We start from the raw sequence: 17,413 nt of genomic DNA, 5'->3' as shown, positions 1-17,413 counted from the left end.
TTAGGTCTCGCGCGAAACGCGACGTTCGCATCGCGACCGTACCGAAAATCTGCCGAGGACGACCTGCCGATGTCCGATTCCACCGCCCTGCTCCGGTTCACGGCCGTCGTCCCCTTGCGCGCCGAGGTCGCCGCCTGGCGCCGGGCCGGCGAGCGGGTGGTGCTGGTGCCGACCATGGGGGCGCTTCATGCCGGACACCTCGCCCTGATGGCGCGGGCCCGGAGCCTGGGGCAGCGCGTCGTGGCCAGCATCTTCGTCAATCCGACCCAGTTCGGCCCGAACGAGGATTTTTCGCGCTACCCGCGCGACACCGAGGCCGACCTGTCCCTGCTGACCGAGGCCGGGGTCGACGCCGCCTATCTGCCGGAGGTGTCCGGCATGTACCCCGAGCATTTCTCGACCCGGATCGAGGTCGACGGGCTCACCGAGGGCCTGTGCGGGGCCTACCGACCGGGGCACTTCTCCGGCGTCGCCACGGTGGTGACCAAGCTTCTCAACCAGGTCCAGCCCGACTGCGCGCTGTTCGGCGAGAAGGACTACCAGCAGCTCCTGGTGATCCGCCGCGCCGTACGCGACCTCGACCTGCCCGTGGAGATCCAGGGCGTGCCGACCCTGCGCGAGGTGGACGGCCTCGCCCTGTCCTCGCGCAACCGCTATCTCACCCCCGACGAGCGGGCGCGGGCGCCGCGCCTCCAGGCCGTCCTGTCCGACATCGCCGCGGGGCTGGCGGCCGGGACCAGTGCCGATATCCTGGTGGAGCGGGGCCGGGCCGCGCTGGCGGCGGCCGGCTTCGATCCGGTGCAGTATCTCGAGGTCCGGGACGCCGAGACGCTGGCGCCCGTGAGCCACGCGACCCGGCCGGCCCGGGTGCTGGCAGCGGCCTATCTCGGCCGCACGCGCCTCATCGACAACGTGCCCGTCGGGTGAGGCCTCAGGTTCGCGCCGCCAGGGGGCTGGCCCGGAAGAAGTCGAGCATCGCCCGTGAGGCGTCGGGACCGCGCGGGTCGGTGTAGCTTCCGGCCGCGTCTCCGCCCGACCAGGCATGGCCGAGGCCGCGCACGATCCAGCCCTCCACCGCGACCCGTCCGGCCGCATCGGCGTAGCGGGTGCGGGTGTAGGGCAATCCGCCCGGGCTCGTCGCCTCGGTGGCCTCCGGCGTCAGGCCGTCGATGCCGGCCTGGGCCAGGGCCTGCTCGCCGTTGCGCGGGTTGACCGTGCCGTCGCTCTCACCGTGGAACACGATGGTGGGCACCCGCACCTCGGTGGTCGCGCCATCGGCCGACGCCACGGGACCGAGCCGCATCACGGTCAGGGCCGTCGAGACGTCGCGGGCGCAGCCGGCCGCGAGGCCGGAATGGATGCCCACCGCCGCGTAGAGGTCGGGATAGACCCGGGCGATGTTCACCGCCGCCGCGCCCCCCGCCGACAGGCCGGCGATGTAGACGCGGGCCGGATCGATGCGGTGCTCGGCGATGATGGCGCGGGTCAGACCGGCGATGATCCCGGCCTCGCCCGAATCCCGGCCCTGGTCGACGGGCTGGAACCAGTTCCAGCAGCGCTGGCCGTTGGCGCGCCCGGTCTGGGCCGGGTAGGCGACGAGGAAGCCTTCCGTCTCGGCCAGCGCGTTCATGCCGGTGCCGGCGGCGAAGTCGTCGGGCGACTGGGTACAGCCGTGCAGCATCACCACCAGGGGCAGGTTCGGGCGGGCGTCGCTGGGAACGAACAGCTTGTAGTCCCGCGCCCCGGCCGCATTGGCGAAGCTGTGCTCGGTGAAGGTGCCACCCTCGGTGAGGGGCGCCCGGGCCTGGTTGAAGCCGGTTCCGGATCCGTTGCCCAGACCACCGCTCAAGCCATTGCCCAAACCGTGTTTCAGGCTGCCGCCGAGGCCGGCTGCGAATTGACCCAGGCCGGCGCTGGCCGCTCCCTGGCCGGTCCGTCCGAGCCCGCCGATCACCGGGGCGATGCTCCGGGTCACCGTCTCCACGACCTTGCGCAGCGTCTCGGGCAGGATCGCGGGGAGGATTGCGGGGAGGATTGCGGCGCGGCCGGGCTCCTCCGGGGCGGCGGCAGTCGGCCGGGCGCGCGCCCCGTTCGGCTCGGGTGCTGGGCCGGCACCGGCCGGAGCCGGGCCGGTTTCAACATGTGCGGCGACGAGATCGATGGTGCGGGGATCGCTCACCGCGGCGCCCATCTCGGCCGGAGGCCGGGCAGCCGACGCACCGCCGGCGAAACCACGCTGGAGCAGATCCGTCGCATCCTGCAGCCGGCCGGCGGCCGTGAGGCGGGTCGCCTCCATCATGTCGGCGAGGCGGTCCTGCATCCGGTTTGAAGATTCGGTCATGGGGTTCGCTTTCCGGTTCGACCGTGAGTCGAACGCTGCGAGATCGGGAAACGCATCAGAACGGACGTGTCAGCGCAGGCGGTCGGCGAGGGCCGCCTTGACGGCCGGGCTCGCCTGAAGGCTGCCCATGACCTCGATCGACGCGATGGCGTCGCGGGCGAGTTCCGGCGTGACGTCGGGGGCGATGCTCGCGAGTCCGAGCACCCGGATATCGAGGCGGATGCCGCTGGCGCGCGCCGCTTCGAGTTCGGCCCGGTCGTAGCGGCGCAGGCCGAGTTCGACGCCCTTGCGGGCCACGGATTGCCGGGTGACGTCGCCGTGGCGGGCGATCTGGTTGCGCACGGCGGTGCGGATGAAATCGCTCCGATTGGCGTAGACGCTCTCGGACACGAGAAGGTCGATATGGCCGAGATCGACGTAGCCGAGATTGATCGTGATCTTCTCGGTGTCGCCGACTCGGATCGGCGCCCTGGGTTTGTCCTCAAGATCGAGCATCGTACCGTCCCGTCACCATCCAGCTGGATGGTATATGGGGGGTATTTGCTGCGGCGCAATATGCGGTCTCGTGCGTCGCAGCAATGCGGCGTCGCCCCGCTCCCGTGTGACCCCCTCGGGTCGTACCGGTTCGGTCGATGCCCTCAGGCGGTCTCTTCGTCGCCGAGATAGTCGCGCCAGACGGCACCACCGCCGCCCAGCGTCGCGATGAAGGCCGCGTGCCGCGTCCGCTCGGCCTCCGTGAGCCGATGGCGCAGCTGGCGGGGACCAACCGGCACGACCTCGCCGCCGTCCCCGATGATGACCACCTCCTCGACTTCCGTCATGGCGAGGCCCAGGCTGGTCTGCTTGCCGCCGAGCAGCTCGACATAGACCTCCGCCAGGATTTGCGCGTCGAGGAGCGCGCCGTGCTTGGTCCGCCGCGTGGTGTCGATGCCGTAGCGCGCGCACAGGGCGTCGAGGCTGTTGGCGGCCCCCGTATGCTTGCGGCGGGCGATCTGCAGGGTGTCGACCACGTCGGCAAGGTCGATGGGCGGGGGTGCCACCGCCCCGAGCCGGGCATATTCCATGTTGAGGAAGCCGACATCGAAGGGCGCGTTGTGGATCACCAGGGGGGAATCGCCGCAGAAGTCGCGAAATTCGTCGACGATGTCGGCAAAGAGCGGCTTGTCGGCGAGCATGGCGTCGGAGATGCCATGCACCCCGAAGGCGCCCTGGGACACCGGCCGGGTCGGGTTCACGAGTTTGTGGAAGACCTTGCCGGTCTGCACGTGATTGATGAGCTCGACGCAGCCGATCTCGATCAGGCGGTCGCCGTTCTTCGCATCCGTTCCGGTGGTCTCGGTGTCGAGAACGATCTCGCGCAGCATCGAAGAATCCTGAGGGTGGGTCCGGGCGACCGGACCATGCGCCGTCCTAAGATCGCGTCAAGGCGCGGACGGTCCGGCGCTCCCGGTCAATTGCCGGATGAGGGCCGCCACCTCGGCCTCCGCGTGCGCGAAGCCGAGGCTGGTGTCGAGGACGAAGTCGGCGCGCGCCCGCTTCTCGGCGTCGGGCCATTGCTTGGCGCGGATCGCCTCGAAGGTCGCGGCATCCATCCCGGGCCGGGCGAGCACCCGGGCGCGCTGCACGTCGGGCGGGGCGGTGACGACCAGGACGCGGTCGCAGCGCGCCGCCGCCCCGGTCTCGAACAGGAGCGGAATGTCGAGGAGCACCAGGGGCGCCCCGACGTGGCGGGCGAGGAAGGCGCGGGCCGCCGCCTGCGCCAGGGGATGGACCAGCGCTTCGAGGGCGGCGAGGCGCTCGGGCGCGCCGATGACGGCCTCGCGCAGCCGCGTCCGGTCGACGGAGCCGTCCGGCGCCAGGGTGCCGGGAAAGGCTTCGCCGATGGCGGGGGCCGCCGCGCCGTCGGCGCCGTAGAGGGCGTGCACGGCGGCGTCGGCGTCATGCACCGGCACCCCGTGCCGCGCGAACATCGCCGCGGTGGCGGACTTGCCCATGCCGATCGAGCCGGTGAGCCCGAGGACGACCGGGCGAGTTCCGGGGACGCTGCTTCCCGGGATGCTCATGCGGGGGCGAGATCCGCCACGATCCGGGCGCGCAAGGCCGGCGTGACGCGCGGGGTCACCCGGAACCAGCGGGCGAAGCCCGGCACCGCCTGGTGCAGCAGCATGCCGAGGCCGTCGACGGCGGGAAGCCCGCGTGCCCGCGCCGCCGCCAGCAGCGGCGTCTCCAGGGGCGCGTAGACGATATCGGCCACCGCCGCATCCTCGGGCAGGGGCAGGAGATCGAGGTCGAGGGGCGGGTGCCCGACCATGCCGAGCGAGGTGGTGTTCACCAGGAGCCCGGTGCGGGCCATCGCGTCCGGCAGGTCGTACCAGGCGACGGCCTCGACCCGCGCGGGATCGAGGGCGACCAGGGCCTCGGCCCGGGCCGGCGTCCGGTTCGCGACCCGGACCCGCGCCAGGCCGCGCTCCAGGAGGCCGACCACGATGGCGCGGGCGGCGCCCCCGGCCCCGAGCACCAGGGCGGTGCCGCCGCCGCGCCCGGTCCAGTCGAGGCCGAGGCTCTGGTCGAGATGGGCCACAAAGCCCGGGGCGTCGGTGTTGTCGCCGCAGAGCCGTTCGGACCCGTCGAAGAACAGGGTGTTCACCGCCCCGATCGTTTCGGCACGCGGCGTCAGCGATTCGACCAGCCGGAACGCCGCCTCCTTGTGCGGGATGGTGACGTTGCCGCCGGCAAAGCCCTTCTCTCGCAGTGAGGCGAGAAACGCCGGGAACGCCTCCGGTGTCACGTCGATGCGCTCGTAGCTCCCGGCGATGCCGTGCTCCTGCAGCCAGTGTCCGTGGATCAGCGGCGAGCGCGAATGCGCGATGGGATGTCCGACGACGAAGGCACGGATCATACGGTGCAATCTCCGGCCAGCGGGCAGGCGGGGCCGCCCGCCTCCTCGATCTGCAGGGTGGTGTGGCCGATGCCGAAACGGGTCCTCAGCTCTTCGGCGGTGGCGATGAGGAAGCCGTTGCCCGGGTGGCCCGGCCCCATCACGAGATGCGCCGTCAGGGCGATCTCCGTGGTGCTCATCGGCCAGATGTGGAGATCGTGCAGGTCGGTCACCCCGGCGCGGGCCCGCAGGTAGGCGCCCACCGCCGCCGGATCGATGCCGGGTGGCACCGCCGAGAGCGACATCACCACGCTGTCGCGCAGGAGGCCCCAGGTCGCCCAGATGATGAGACCCGCGATGACGAGGCTGACCAGGGGGTCGATCCAGGCCGCGCCCGTCAGCACGATGATGAGGCCCGTGACCACCACGCCGGCCGAGACCGCGGCATCGGCCAGCATGTGCAGATAGGCGCCGCGGATGTTGATGTCGCTGCCCTTGCCCGAGGCGAAGAGCCAGGCGGTGAGGCCGTTGATGAGGATGCCGATGCCGGCCACCACCATCACGGTCAGGCCCGCCACCGGCTGCGGCTCGGGGGCGAGGAGGCGGACGGCCGCTTCCCACGCGATGGCACCGGTGGCGACCAGCAGGAACACCGCGTTGAACAAAGCGGCGAGGATCGAGGAGCCGCGCAGGCCGTAGGTGAAGCGCGGCGTCGGGCTGCGCTTCACCAGCACCGAGGCGATCCAGGCCACCAGCAGGCCGAGCACGTCCGAGAGGTTGTGGCCGGCATCGGCCACCAGGGCCATCGATTCGCTGGCGAAGCCGTAGATCGCCTCGATGATCACGAAGGCGACGTTGAGGGCGATGCCGATGGCGAAGGCGCGCCCGAAGCTGGCCGGCGCGTGGACATGGCCGCCACCGCCATGCGAATGGCCGCCGCCCCCGTGGGAATGGCGATGGCCGTGATGATCGTGATCGTGCGCGTGCTCGGCCATCAACTCCGCCTCGGATCAGCTCCCTCCCATCCCCGTTTGGGGACGGGAATGCGTCCTGCCTCGAGAGAAACGCCCGCGTTCGACGCGATCACCAAAAACTCGGCTTCACCGCGGCCAGGATCACGATGAGGATCATCAGCAGCGTCGGCACCTCGTTGAGGATGCGGTAGAATTTCGGCGCGCGCGTGTTCCGGTCGGCGGCGAAGTCCTTGACCATCCGGGCGAGCCAGCCGTGGACGCCGCTCATGGCCAGCACCAGCACGAACTTCGCCTGAAGCCAGCCGGCCGCATAGTAGCCGCTCATCCAGGCGAGGGTCAGGCCGAACACCCAGGTGGCGATCATCGCCGGAGTCATGATCGCCTTCAGCAGGCGCCGCTCCATGACCTTGAAGGTCTCGGACTGGCCCGCCGCATGCGGTCCCGGCACCAGGGCGGCGTGGTAGACGAACAGACGCGGCAGGTAGAGCATCGCCGCCATCCAGGAGATGAGCGCGACGAGGTGCAGGGCCTTGAGCCAGGGGTAGAGCCCGTCCACGTCGGCCTCAGCCCCGCAATCGGGCGAGCATGCGCTCGACATGGGCGATCGGCGTCTGCGGCGTGATGCCGTGGCCGAGATTGAAGATGTGCGGCAGCCCTTCGGTGGCCGCCAGCACCCCGTCCACCGCCGCGTCGAGGGCAGCTCCGCCTTCGATCAGGGTTTCCGGATGGATGTTGCCCTGCGTCACCGTGCTGGCCGGCACGGTCTGGCGAAGCGCCTTGAGATCCACCGACCAGTCGACCCCGACCGCATCGGCGGCGGTCTCGGGCACCACGCGGGCATGGCCTTCGAGCCCGGAGCCGCGGGCGAACACGATGATCCGGGCGCCCGGCACCCGGGCCCGGACCCCGGCGATCATCCGGGCGATGGGCTGGAGCGACCAGCGTGTCAGGGCATCGCGCTCGGTCGCGTCCGGAAGCGCGCTCTCGGCGACCTCGTTGACGGCCTCCTCGGTGATCTCGCCGGCGCCGCGGGCGTCGGGCAGCGCGCCCGCATGCGACTCGAAGATCTGCACCGCATCGGCCCCGGCCTCGAGCTGACGCACGAGGTATTCGGTCTGCACCGTGACGAGGCGGTCGATCAGGGCCTCGACCAGGGCGGTGTCCTGCCGGGCCAGCGCCCGGGAGGGGGCGAGGTCCGGCGTGCCGCGGCCGCCGATCATGTAGCTCGCCACCGTCCAGGGCGCGCCGCAGAAGCCGAGCAGCGTGGTCTCGTGGGGCAGTTGCGCGCGCAGGCGCCGCACCGTCTCGAAGACCGGCTCCAGGTGGGCGAAGATCGCCGGATCGCCGGCCTCGCGCAGGCGCTCGAACTCGGCCCGGCCCGCCATGGGGTCGAGGCGCGGCCCTTCCCCCTCCACGAAGCGCACGGTCTGGCCGAGCGCGTCCGGGATCACCAGGATGTCGGAGAACAGGATCGAGGCCTCGAAGCCGAAGCGCCGGATCGGCTGCAGCGTCACCTCGGTGGCGAAGTCGGGATTGTAGCAGAGGTCGAGGAAGGAACCGGCCCTGGCCCGGACCTCCCGGTACTCGGGCAGATAGCGCCCGGCCTGGCGCATCATCCAGGCGGGTGGACGGGGCAGGGCCTCGCCCGCGAGAACCCGCAGGACCGCCCGGTCCTGTCCCGTGCGGTTCCCTGCAACTGCCTGGCTCATCCGATCTCCCGACGTCCCAATCCCGTGTGGCCGGTATGTAGCACCGAAGCGCCGGATGTCTTCCTCCCGAAATGTCTTCCTCCCGAAACCGTGTCGCTCGGAAAACCTCCTGTCCCGAAAGCGCTCCCTCTCCAAAATCCCGCCTCTTCCGGAAACACATGTCTTCCGAAAACCCGTGTCTCCCGAAAACTCTTGCCGGGTCCGGGTGCCGGATGGGCGCTCCGGACGTCATCCCCACACCGGCTCTCTAAAAGGAAAGAGAGATTCTAGGACTCTGTTTTTTCTTTTAGAGGGCTGGATGGCGGGACCGGAAAATCGTCCACAGGGCGTCCCCGCGGCCGCGGCGTTAATCAGGCTTTAACGGATTGGGTCCAATGTTCGGGATAGGTGATGGCCTACAGTGCCTTGCCCCTGCCCGGCGGCGCCCGACCGGGCTTCGGTCCCGGATTCTCCCAAAACCGCGCGGGAATCGCGCCGGTGTGATCGGGTGTTGACGCCGGAGTCGACAACACGACCCGGGCCCCCGCTGGACCCTTCGGGCAAGCCGGCTTATCCACCCTTATCGACTCCCCTGACCGAGCCCGGTGGACAAGACCATGACGGGTGATCGTCATGCATCCTGGACCTCAGGCCGGAGGAGACAGCCCTTCGATGAGCCGTAGTTATTTCCACCTGCATCTCGTGTCGGATTCCACCGGCGAGACGCTCATCAACGTGGGCCGCGCGGCCGCCGCCCAGTACGAGGGCGTCTCGGCCATCGAGCACGTCTATCCGCTGGTGCGCTCCGCCCCGCAGCTCGAGCGGGTGATCTCCGAGATCGAGGCCGCTCCCGGCCTCGTGCTCTACACCCTCGTCGGCCACGACCTGACCGAGCGCCTGGAGGCGGCCTGCCGCGAGACCGGCTCACCCTGCCTCTCGGTGCTGCAGCCGGTGCATGCGCTGCTGCAATCCTATCTGGGGGCGGATTCGACGGCCCGGCCCGGCGCGCAGCACATGCTCAACGCCGAGTACTTCAAGCGCATCGACGCGATGAACTTCACCCTGGCCCATGACGACGGCAACCTGCCGCTCGACGTCAACGAGGCCGACGTCATCCTCGTCGGGGTCAGCCGCACCTCGAAGACGCCGACCGCGATCTACCTCGCCAATCGCGGGCTGAAGACCGCGAACTTCCCCCTGGTGCCGGGCATGCCCCTGCCCGAAACCCTGGAGACGGCGCGAAAACCCCTCCTGGTCGGGCTGCTCGCCAGCCCGGAACGCATCGTCCAGATCCGCCAGAACCGGCTCCTCAGCCTGAAGGCCGACGATTCCTCGCTCTATGTCGACCGCAGCGCGGTGGCCGACGAGATCGCCGCCTGCCGCCGCCTCTGCGCCAAGCATCGCTGGCCCACCATCGACGTGACCCGGCGCTCCATCGAGGAGACGGCCGCGGCCATCCTCGACCTGCACCGCGAGCACCGCCTCAAGTTCATCGCCTCCTGAGGGGCTGCCCCGCATGACGAGTTCCCTGTGGCGCGGGGCCCTGCCCCTCCTCCTCGCCTCCACCAGCCCGACGCGGCGCGGCCTCCTCGACGGCGCGGGACTGGCGGTCGAGACGGAAAGCCCCGGCGTCGACGAGCGCGCGGTGGAGGCGGAAGCGGCCGGGCTCGCCCCGGACGACCTGGCCCGGCGCCTCGCCGAGGCCAAGGCGGGCGCGGTCGCTGCGCGCCGGCCATCGCGCGTCGTCGTCGGGGCGGACCAGGTCCTCGCCTGCGACGGCACCTTGTTTCACAAGCCGGCGGACCCGGCCGCCGCGCGCGAGCAGATCGGCCGCCTCGCCGGGCGCACCCACGCGCTGCATTCGGCGGTGGCGCTGGCCATCGACGGCGGGGTGGTCGAAACCTTCGTGGAGACGGCGCGCCTGACCATGCGGCCCCTCACGGCGGCGCAGATCGCCACCTATGTCGACGGCGCCGGGCCGGACACAATCCGGTCGAGCGTCGGCGGCTATCAGCTCGAAGGCCTCGGCATCCACCTGTTCTCCGCGATCGCCGGCGACCATTCGACGATCCTCGGCCTGCCGCTGCTGCCGCTCCTGACGCGGCTGCGCGCCCGGGGGCTGCTGGGTTTCTGACGATTCCTCGATCCACCGACCCCGCGAGGCCCACCATGTTTGCGACCGTCCGCCCTCTCCTCAAGGCCCTGCGTTTCGGCGCCCTGCCCCTCACGCTGGCAGCGGCCCCGGCCTCGGCCGCCAGCTTTCCCTGCGACAAGGCCGAGGCTGCCGACGAGAAGGCGATCTGCGCCCACCTGTCCCTCAACGACCTCGACGTGGAGATGGCCACCCGTTTCGAGATCCTGCGGGCCATGCTGCCGATGGGCGGCAATGCCAAGCTGCGCGAGGACCAGGAAACCTGGCTCACCGAGCGCCGCACCTGCGGCGGCGACGTCGCCTGTCTAAAGCAGGCCTATGAAGGCCGGCTCAAAACCCTGCGGGCGGTGTTTTCGGAATTCGCCAAGCAGGGACCGCTGTAGCGAGCACGGGCGGGCGAACAAGCCCGCCGAGCCTGAAAAGAAAGCCGGCGAAATTCCTATGCGAGTCGGCTCAGCAAACGGTCCATCAGCGGGTTGTCGGGGGTGAACGCGTAGTCGATCTTGCGCACGTTCACGGCTCCGGCCCCGGCCTTGACCAGGGCGTCGGCGAGATCGAACACCGCGTCGACGGGGCAGTGCAGCACCATCTCGCCACGCCCCTCGGGGGCGCCGTAGGGCAGTTCGGCATCGTGCAGGGCGGCGATGCCGGCGAGATCGATGTCGCCGTCGTCCGGCATGGCGGCCCGGACCTCGCGGGTGGTGCGGGCCCGTTCCTCCGCCTGGATGCGGCCGAGCACCGCCCGCAGGGCCCGGCGCTGGGGCTCGCCCCAGGGGGCGTTGAGGGAGGCGACGAGGTTCGCCTCCGAGCGCAGGATGATCCCGTCCTCCAGGATCTTGAGAGCGTTGGCGGCCAGCGTCGCACCCGTGGTGGTGATGTCGACGATGATCTCGGCCGAACCCGCCGCCGGCGCGCCCTCGGTGGCGCCCAGGCTCTCGACGATGCGGTAATCCGCGACCCCGTGCTCGGCGAAGAACCGGCGCGTGAGGTTGATGTACTTGGTGGCGATGCGCAGGCGCTTGCCGTGGCGGACCCGCATCTCGGCGGCGACCTCGTCGAGGTCGCTCATGGCGCGGACATCGATCCAGGCCTGCGGCACGGCGACGACCACCGTGGCCTGTCCGAAGCCGAGCGGCGTCAGCAGCTCGACCTGGCCGCGCGCGTCGGGCAGCGACTCGCGGATCAGGTCCTCGCCGGTGATGCCGAGATGCGCGGCGCCGCTGGCGAGCTGCGCCGCGATCTCGGAGGCCGAGAGGTAGCGCACCTCGACGCCGGGCACCCCGACGAGCTTTCCGCGATAGTCGCGGGCGCCGGTGTTCTGCGCCAGCTTGAGGCCCGCGCGGGCGAAGAAGGCGGCGGCGTTCTCCTGCAGCCGGCCCTTGGAGGGAACCGCGAGGACGAGGGAATCCGGTTCAGCCACGGGCTGCCTCCTTCACGGTTGCGGCGTCCGCGGCGACCCGCGAGAGCCAGACGGCGCAGCCGACGGCGGGGACCGGCACGGGGCTTCCGAGATGCTGGAGCAGGCCGTCGTAGCGGCCGCCGCCGACGAGCGGCAGCTTCGGCGCACCGGGCGCCGTGCCCTCGAAGATGAAGCCGGTGTAGTAGTCGAGGTTGCGGGCGAAGCCCCCGGAGAACCGGAAACGCGCGACGGGCAGGCCGCGGGCGGCCATGAAGCCGGTGCGCTCCTCGAACAGCTCCAGCGCCGCCTCCAACGGGGGATGGTCCAGGCCGGCCTCGCGGACGAGGTCGCGCATGGCGGCGGCGGCGGTGTCGGGGTCGCCCTCGATGGCGCGATAGCGCTCGACCACGGCCCGGTTCTCCGGGTTGAGCCCGGAGCCGCCGCTGGCCTGCGCAGCGGCCTTGGCGAGGAAGCGCTCGGCGATCTCGCCGGCGCTGCGGCCGCCGACCCGCGAGATCCCGGCGATCGACAGCACGTCCTCCACGAAGGCGCGCACGCCCTTGGGGTCCTGGCCCTGGATCGCCGCGAGGAGGCCGGCATGCGGGTCCTCGGTGCGCAGGCCGTTGGTGACGGCATCAAGGGAGCGCCCGGCCGCGAGCGCCCGCAGGGTGCGGCGCTTGGCGGTCGGCGGCACCGCGAGGGCGTCGAGCAGCGCGTCGATGAGGCCCATGTCACCGAGGCGGACGGCGACGTCCGGGCGTCCGAGCAAGGCGAGACCTTCCAGGGCGAGGCCGATCACTTCGGCATCGGCGGCCGGCGTGTCGGTGCGCCCGACCGATTCGATGCCGGCCTGGAGGAACTCGTCGGGCTCGTCGCCGGCCAGCCGGAAGACCGGCCCGAGATAGCTGTAATCGGCGCTGCGCGGGGCCGTGGGTGCGGGCGACGAGGCGCCTGTGGGTGCCGAGAGTTTCGGCGCGTGCGCGAGATGGTGGCGGCACACGGGGATCGTGAATTCCGGCCGCAGGCAGAGTTCGCTGCCCGAGGCGTCCTGGGTCACGAAGATGCGTCGGCGGATGTCCTCGCCCGACAGTTCCAGGAACGGCTCCACCGGCTGCAGCACCGGCGGCGTCACGACGCCGTAGCCGGCGCCCTGGAAATGGGTGAGCAGGCGCAGGTGATCCTGCGATTGTTCGCCCGCGGTTCCCCCGCCTGCCTCCGGTCTGGTCATCGTGTCGCCTGCCGCCTCATCGGGGGCTCTAGTAGCAACCGACTCGGCGCTTGGCGATGGCCCCGGCGCCGCGCGATCTAGAGCCAGCCCTGCAATTCGCGCCGGACCACGGTCTCGATCACCGTCATGCCGAGATCGCTGTCGTTGAGGCAGGGGATGTAGGCGAACTGCTCGCCGCCATTGTCCTCGAAATAGTGGCGGTTCTCGCCGTCGAGCTCCTCCAGCGTCTCGAGGCAATCGGCGGTGAAGCCGGGGGCCACGATCGCCATACGCTTGACGCCGCTCTTGGCGAGGGTCTGCACGGTCTCGTCGGTATAGGGCCGCAGCCATTCCTCGTTGCCGAAACGCGACTGGAAGGTGGTGCGCATCTTGTCGGTCGAGAAGCCCAGGGCCTCGCGGATCAGGCGGCCGGTCTTCACGCACTGGCAATGGTAGGGATCGCCCTTGAGCAGGTAGCTCTTCGGCACCCCGTGGAACGAGGTCAGGATCACCTCGGGCTCGAAATCGAGCTTGGCCAGGCCCTCGCGGATCGAGGTCGCCATCGCGTCGATGTAGACCGGGTCGTCGTGATACGGCGCCGAGACCCGGACCGTGGGCTGCCAGCGCATCTGCATCAGGGCCTTGAAGGCCTGGTCGCAGGCGGTGGCCGAGGTCGCGGCCGCGTATTGCGGGTAGAGCGGCACCAGCAGGATGCGATCGCAGCCCTGGTCGAGCAGGGCCTGGATGCGCAGGCGCACCTCCGGCTTGCCGTAGCGCATGGCCCAGTCGACCACCACCGAATCACCCATCGCCGCCTGCAGCCGCTCGGCCTGGCCCCGCGTGATGGTCTTCAGCGGGCCCTCGTTGCGCTCGTTGTTCCACACGCTGGCATAGTCGCGGCCCTTCGGCCCCGGCCGCTTGGTCAGGATGATGAGGTTGAGGAGCGGCCACCAGATCAGGCGCGGCACTTCGATGACGCGGCGGTCGGACAGGAATTCCTTGAGGTAGCGGCGCATCGGCCAGTAGCTCGTGCCCTCGGGCGTCCCGAGGTTCATCAGCAGCACGCCGACCCGACCCCAGCGCACCGGCGGATGCTCGGCCGGCAGGGGCGCGTGCGTGGCGGTGGTCGGGAGCGACAGGCCCTCCTGCGGGGACGGCGGTGCGACGCGTTCGTTCATCGGGTTTCCGTAACGCCCGGGCAGCCGGGCTCGAGGGGGGCGCAGATGGGGACAGGTTGTGTCGGTGCCCATATCGATCTAGAGCACGGAGCCTTCCAGCGATCACGCGATGGATGAAGGCGCGACATGCCGTCTCCCCGGTACTTCTTCAACCACTTCATGCCCTTCACGGGCTATCCCTATACGGGAGGACCGACCGCCTGCAATCTTTGCGGATCGGCGGAATCGGTGGTGGTGGCCGAGAGCGACCGGCGGCTGAAGATCCTGCGTTCCATCGCCTGCCGCCAGTGCGGCCTGATCCGCACCGACCCGATGCCCACCCCGGCCGAGCTGTCGGATTACTACGCCAACGCCTACCGCGCCGATTACCAGCTCGCCTTCGCGGGCGGCCCGCCCCGCGTCCACCTCAAGCGCTCCGCCCGCGAGGCCGCCTTCCGCGCCGGCCTCCTGGCGCCCAAGCTGAAGCCGGGTGCCCGCGTGCTCGATTTCGGTTCCGGATCGGGCGAGTTCCTGGCCGAGGCCCGCGCCAAGGGCTGTGAGGCGATCGGTGTCGAGCCGGGGCGCGACTACGCCAACTACGCCCGCGCCCATCACGGCGTCGAGGTGCTGGACGACGCCGACGAGGATGCGCGCTTCCCCGAGGGGTATTTCGACGTCGTCACGACGCGGCACGTGCTGGAGCACCTGCGCGACCCCGCCGACGTGATGGAGCGTCTGGCCCGCTGGCTGAAGCCGGACGGCGTTCTCTTCGCCGCCGTGCCCGACATGGCCACCACCGGCAAGCCGGCGCATGAGCGCTTCCATTTCGCCCATGTCCACGGCTTCGTGCGCGAGACCTTCGACCTCAACGCCCGCCGATCCGGCCTCGTGCCCCATCCGGATTACCCGCGCGAGAACACCGCGGTGGTCTACCGCAAGACCGATGCGCCCCCGGTGGCGCTGGCCTGCCCCGGCCTCGCCGAGCGCCTCGCGGTGGAACTGAAGCCGATGCCGCCGGGCGTCTTCCTCGCCTCCGGCGCCTGGCTCTGGCCCATGGTCCGCCGCAACGCCAAGGCCGTTCGCGACACCTTCGTGTCGCGCTGAGGCCGCGCGGGCAGAGCCTCGATCCACCTTCCCCGAAGATTCACCTGTCCGAAACGAGCGCGCGGCCGTGACAGGCGGGCGCGATCCTCGCGGGCTCGGCCCCGACCGTCATAGCGGGATCATCGATGGCGGCCTAGAAAACGGATCGGACGGCGGTCTCCCGCCGGGCCGCCCGCGATGCCGCCAGGACGACCCCATGCCGAGCCCCAACCGCCGCCAGACCTTCGGCCTCGGAATGGGCCTCGCCGCCGGCTTGAGCGGCCCGGCCGTAGCTGCCCCTGTTCCTGTTCCTGTTCCTGCCTCGCTGCCCGATCCGACCTTCACCCTGCTCCTCGTCAACGACGTCTACCAGATGGCCGACATCGACGGCCGGGGCGGCTTCGCGCGGCTGGCCGCCATCGTGAAGGCCGAGCGGGCGCGGGGGGTGCCGATGCTCTACGCCCATGCGGGCGACACCCTCTCGCCCTCGCTGATGTCGGGCTTCGATCGCGGCGCCCACATCGTCGAACTCCTCAACCTCGCACCGCCCGACGTGTTCGTGCCGGGCAACCACGAATTCGATTTCGGCCCGGCGGTCTTCGCCCAGCGCATCGGCGAGGCGACCTTCCCGACGCTCGCCGCCAACCTGCGCGACGGGGCGGGCCGGCCGCTCCCCGGCCTGCGCGACCGCATGGTGGTCACCCTCGGCGGCATCCGGGTCGGCGTGGTCGGCATCGCGCTTGCGAGCACGCCGGAGAAATCGCAATCGGGCGACCTGCGCTTCGGACCCGAGATCGAAACCCTGTCCCGCGAGGTCCAGGCCCTGCGCGCCGAGGGCGTCGACCTCGTGGTCGGGGTCTGCCACACGGCCCGGCCCACGGACGACGCCATCGTGGCGGCGCGTCTGGTGGACATCCTGCTCTCGGGCCACGACCACGACCTGATGCTGCGCTACGACGGCCAGACCGTGATGGTGGAATCGAGCTTCGACGCCCATTACGTCACGGCCATCGACGTTACCGCGACGGTGACCGGAACCGGCAAGACCCGCAGCGTCGCCTGGCGCCCGAGCTTCCGGGTCCACGATTCGGCCCAGGTGGTCCCCGATCCCGAGACCCAGGCCGTGGTGCGCCGCCTCGAAGCTGCCCTGTCGCGGGAACTCGACGTCCCGGTGGGCGAGATTCGCGGTCCCCTCGACAGCCGCATCGCCACGGTGCGGGCGCATGAGGCGAGCTTCGGCAGCCTCGTGGCCGACGCGATGCGGGCCTCCACCGGTGCCGCGATCGCCATCACCAATGGCGGCGGCATCCGGGGCAACCGGGTCTATCCGGCGGGGGCGACGCTGACCCGCCGCGACATCCTCACCGAACTGCCCTTCGGCAACACCGTCGTGCTCGTGGACCTCAGCGGTGCCCAGATCCATCGCCTCCTCGAAGGCGCGCTGTCCGACTGGGGCCGCCCCGCGGGCCGTTTCCCGCAGGTCTCCGGCCTCGTGGTCACCCTCGATCCCGCCGCGCCGGCGGGGAGGCGGATCGTCGACCTGACCGTGGACGGACGGACCCTGGCGCCGGAGGCGACCTACACGGTCGCGTCGAACAACTTCCTGTACGACGGCGGCAACGGCTACGGCGAACTGGCGCGCGGCCGCACCCTGATCGGGCGGACCGACGGCAAGCTCGTGGCCAACGAGGTCATGGCCTATATCCGGGCCAACGCCCCGCTCCCCGCCCCGACCGAGGGGCGCATCCTGGTCCGCTGATGCCCGACACCCCCGTCGCCGACGCCCTCGCCCGGTTCCGAAGCTCCGGTTCGCCCTGGCTCGCCCTGCCGTTCTTCGCGGACGGCTCCGCCGAGGCGGTCTCCGCCCGGGTCGATGCCCGCATCAAGGCGGGCGCCACCGTGCTGCCGGCCCCGGCCGCCATCTTCAACGCCCTCGCGCTGACGCCCCTGGATCGGGTCAAGGCGGTCATCCTGGGCCAGGACCCCTATCCGACCCCCGGCGACGCCAACGGCCTCGCCTTCTCGTATGTGGGTCCCCGCCGGCTGCCCGCCTCGCTCAAGGTGATCCTGGCCGAATTGCCGCCGGGCACCGGACCGTCCACGGAGTCGAGCCGGTCCCGGAGCGGAGACCTGACGCCCTGGGCCCGGCAAGGCGTGCTCCTCCTCAACGCCGCGCTGACGGTGGAGGCCGGCAAGGCCGGCGCCCACCTGCGCTACGGCTGGTCCGCCCTCACCGATCAGGCGGTGGCGGCGATCTCCGCCCGCCCGCAGCCCGCCGTGTTCCTGCTCTGGGGCGCACAGGCCCGCGCCCGGGCCGCGCTGATCGACGGGGAGCGCCACGGCGTCATCGCGTCGGGCCATCCCTCCCCGCTCAACCGGGCGCGGGATTTTCCGGGGTCCCGGCCCTTCGACGCCGCCAATGCCTGGCTCGAGGCGCGCGGCCTCGCGCCGATCGACTGGCGGCTCCCCTGAACCGCCGTGCGGTTTGACGACGGGCCGGCGCGATCTATCTCACGCCTCTAAGCGGAGCTTAA

Annotated in this window: 18 protein-coding genes; 7 read left to right on the top strand and 11 right to left on the bottom strand. The window is 71.0% G+C overall.

The window, feature by feature from the left end:
- Window positions 1–69 precede the first annotated feature (69 nt).
- On the top strand, window positions 70–927 hold the full coding sequence (panC, locus tag ASF57_RS18095) for a pantoate--beta-alanine ligase (RefSeq protein WP_056485628.1): 858 nt from the start codon (window positions 70–72) through the stop codon (window positions 925–927).
- 4 nt (window positions 928–931) lie between these two features.
- Here the strand turns inward: panC and ASF57_RS18090 are convergent, their stop codons facing one another.
- From ASF57_RS18090 to ASF57_RS18055, 8 genes are all read right to left on the bottom strand, one after another.
- Entirely contained in the window at window positions 932–2,341 is a 1,410-nt protein-coding gene (locus ASF57_RS18090) for a PHB depolymerase family esterase (protein ID WP_056485624.1), read from the bottom strand.
- Window positions 2,342–2,410: 69 nt separating this feature from the next.
- The gene (locus tag ASF57_RS18085; RefSeq protein WP_056187558.1) at window positions 2,411–2,836 is read right to left on the bottom strand and encodes a hypothetical protein; all 426 of its coding nucleotides are present in this window, start codon (window positions 2,834–2,836) and stop codon (window positions 2,411–2,413) included.
- A 143-nt stretch (window positions 2,837–2,979) separates the two neighbouring features.
- Window positions 2,980–3,705 carry a DNA polymerase III subunit epsilon gene (gene dnaQ, locus ASF57_RS18080; RefSeq protein ID WP_056187554.1) on the bottom strand — a complete coding sequence of 242 codons (726 nt, stop codon included), beginning with the start codon at window positions 3,703–3,705 and terminating at the stop codon, window positions 2,980–2,982.
- Between the two features lie 57 nt (window positions 3,706–3,762).
- Window positions 3,763–4,404 carry a dephospho-CoA kinase gene (coaE, locus tag ASF57_RS18075; protein ID WP_056485621.1) on the bottom strand — a complete coding sequence of 214 codons (642 nt, stop codon included), beginning with the start codon at window positions 4,402–4,404 and terminating at the stop codon, window positions 3,763–3,765.
- Window positions 4,401–5,240 (bottom strand): shikimate dehydrogenase, encoded by an 840-nt coding sequence (locus ASF57_RS18070; protein ID WP_056485618.1) that lies wholly within the window; start codon window positions 5,238–5,240, stop codon window positions 4,401–4,403. The genes coaE and ASF57_RS18070 overlap by 4 nt, the downstream gene beginning before the upstream one ends.
- Window positions 5,237–6,214 (bottom strand): cation diffusion facilitator family transporter, encoded by a 978-nt coding sequence (locus tag ASF57_RS18065; RefSeq protein ID WP_082504108.1) that lies wholly within the window; start codon window positions 6,212–6,214, stop codon window positions 5,237–5,239. Before ASF57_RS18065 ends, ASF57_RS18070 begins: the two co-directional genes overlap by 4 nt.
- A gap of 88 nt (window positions 6,215–6,302) precedes the next feature.
- Complete coding sequence (gene hemJ / locus ASF57_RS18060; protein WP_056187544.1) at window positions 6,303–6,791, bottom strand: protoporphyrinogen oxidase HemJ; 489 nt, start codon at window positions 6,789–6,791, stop codon at window positions 6,303–6,305.
- On the bottom strand, window positions 6,757–7,902 hold the full coding sequence (locus ASF57_RS18055) for a uroporphyrinogen decarboxylase (protein WP_056485612.1): 1,146 nt from the start codon (window positions 7,900–7,902) through the stop codon (window positions 6,757–6,759). Before ASF57_RS18055 ends, hemJ begins: the two co-directional genes overlap by 35 nt.
- 651 nt (window positions 7,903–8,553) lie before the next feature.
- On the opposite strand from ASF57_RS18055, the gene ASF57_RS18050 reads away from it, so the two are divergent.
- From ASF57_RS18050 to ASF57_RS18040, 3 genes are read left to right on the top strand one after another with little or no spacing between them, the layout of a single operon-like run.
- On the top strand, window positions 8,554–9,384 hold the full coding sequence (locus tag ASF57_RS18050) for a pyruvate, water dikinase regulatory protein (RefSeq protein ID WP_056187538.1): 831 nt from the start codon (window positions 8,554–8,556) through the stop codon (window positions 9,382–9,384).
- A gap of 13 nt (window positions 9,385–9,397) precedes the next feature.
- Entirely contained in the window at window positions 9,398–10,015 is a 618-nt protein-coding gene (locus ASF57_RS18045) for a Maf family protein (protein ID WP_056485609.1), read from the top strand.
- A 35-nt stretch (window positions 10,016–10,050) separates the two neighbouring features.
- A complete protein-coding gene (locus tag ASF57_RS18040) occupies window positions 10,051–10,416 on the top strand; it encodes a lysozyme inhibitor LprI family protein (RefSeq protein ID WP_056485606.1) in 366 nt (121 codons plus the stop codon).
- A 56-nt stretch (window positions 10,417–10,472) separates the two neighbouring features.
- Here the strand turns inward: ASF57_RS18040 and hisG are convergent, their stop codons facing one another.
- The 3 genes from hisG to hemH form a co-directional block, all read right to left on the bottom strand.
- Window positions 10,473–11,453, bottom strand: coding sequence for an ATP phosphoribosyltransferase (gene hisG / locus ASF57_RS18035; protein ID WP_056485603.1), 981 nt, complete (start codon window positions 11,451–11,453; stop codon window positions 10,473–10,475).
- Window positions 11,446–12,660: an ATP phosphoribosyltransferase regulatory subunit gene (locus ASF57_RS18030; RefSeq protein ID WP_056485600.1), complete on the bottom strand. Its 1,215-nt coding sequence runs from the start codon at window positions 12,658–12,660 to the stop codon at window positions 11,446–11,448. The genes hisG and ASF57_RS18030 overlap by 8 nt, the downstream gene beginning before the upstream one ends.
- 77 nt (window positions 12,661–12,737) lie before the next feature.
- Entirely contained in the window at window positions 12,738–13,817 is a 1,080-nt protein-coding gene (gene hemH / locus ASF57_RS18025) for a ferrochelatase (protein WP_056187510.1), read from the bottom strand.
- A gap of 126 nt (window positions 13,818–13,943) precedes the next feature.
- On the opposite strand from hemH, the gene ASF57_RS18020 reads away from it, so the two are divergent.
- The 3 genes from ASF57_RS18020 (at window position 13,944) to ASF57_RS18010 (ending at window position 17,351) form a co-directional block, all read left to right on the top strand.
- Window positions 13,944–14,900, top strand: coding sequence for a class I SAM-dependent methyltransferase (locus ASF57_RS18020; RefSeq protein WP_056187506.1), 957 nt, complete (start codon window positions 13,944–13,946; stop codon window positions 14,898–14,900).
- Window positions 14,901–15,096: 196 nt separating this feature from the next.
- Window positions 15,097–16,638, top strand: a complete 1,542-nt coding sequence (locus tag ASF57_RS18015) for a bifunctional UDP-sugar hydrolase/5'-nucleotidase (protein WP_056485597.1) — start codon at window positions 15,097–15,099, stop codon at window positions 16,636–16,638.
- A complete protein-coding gene (locus ASF57_RS18010; RefSeq protein ID WP_056485594.1) occupies window positions 16,638–17,351 on the top strand; it encodes a uracil-DNA glycosylase in 714 nt (237 codons plus the stop codon). The genes ASF57_RS18015 and ASF57_RS18010 overlap by 1 nt, the downstream gene beginning before the upstream one ends.
- Window positions 17,352–17,413: the final 62 nt, after the last annotated feature.

Origin of the sequence: Methylobacterium sp. Leaf117, assembly GCF_001422985.1 — a bacterium.
Lineage (GTDB): Bacteria > Pseudomonadota > Alphaproteobacteria > Rhizobiales > Beijerinckiaceae > Methylobacterium.
Note: the sequence above shows the minus strand (reverse complement) of the source record. Positions and strands in the feature narration are given on the sequence as shown.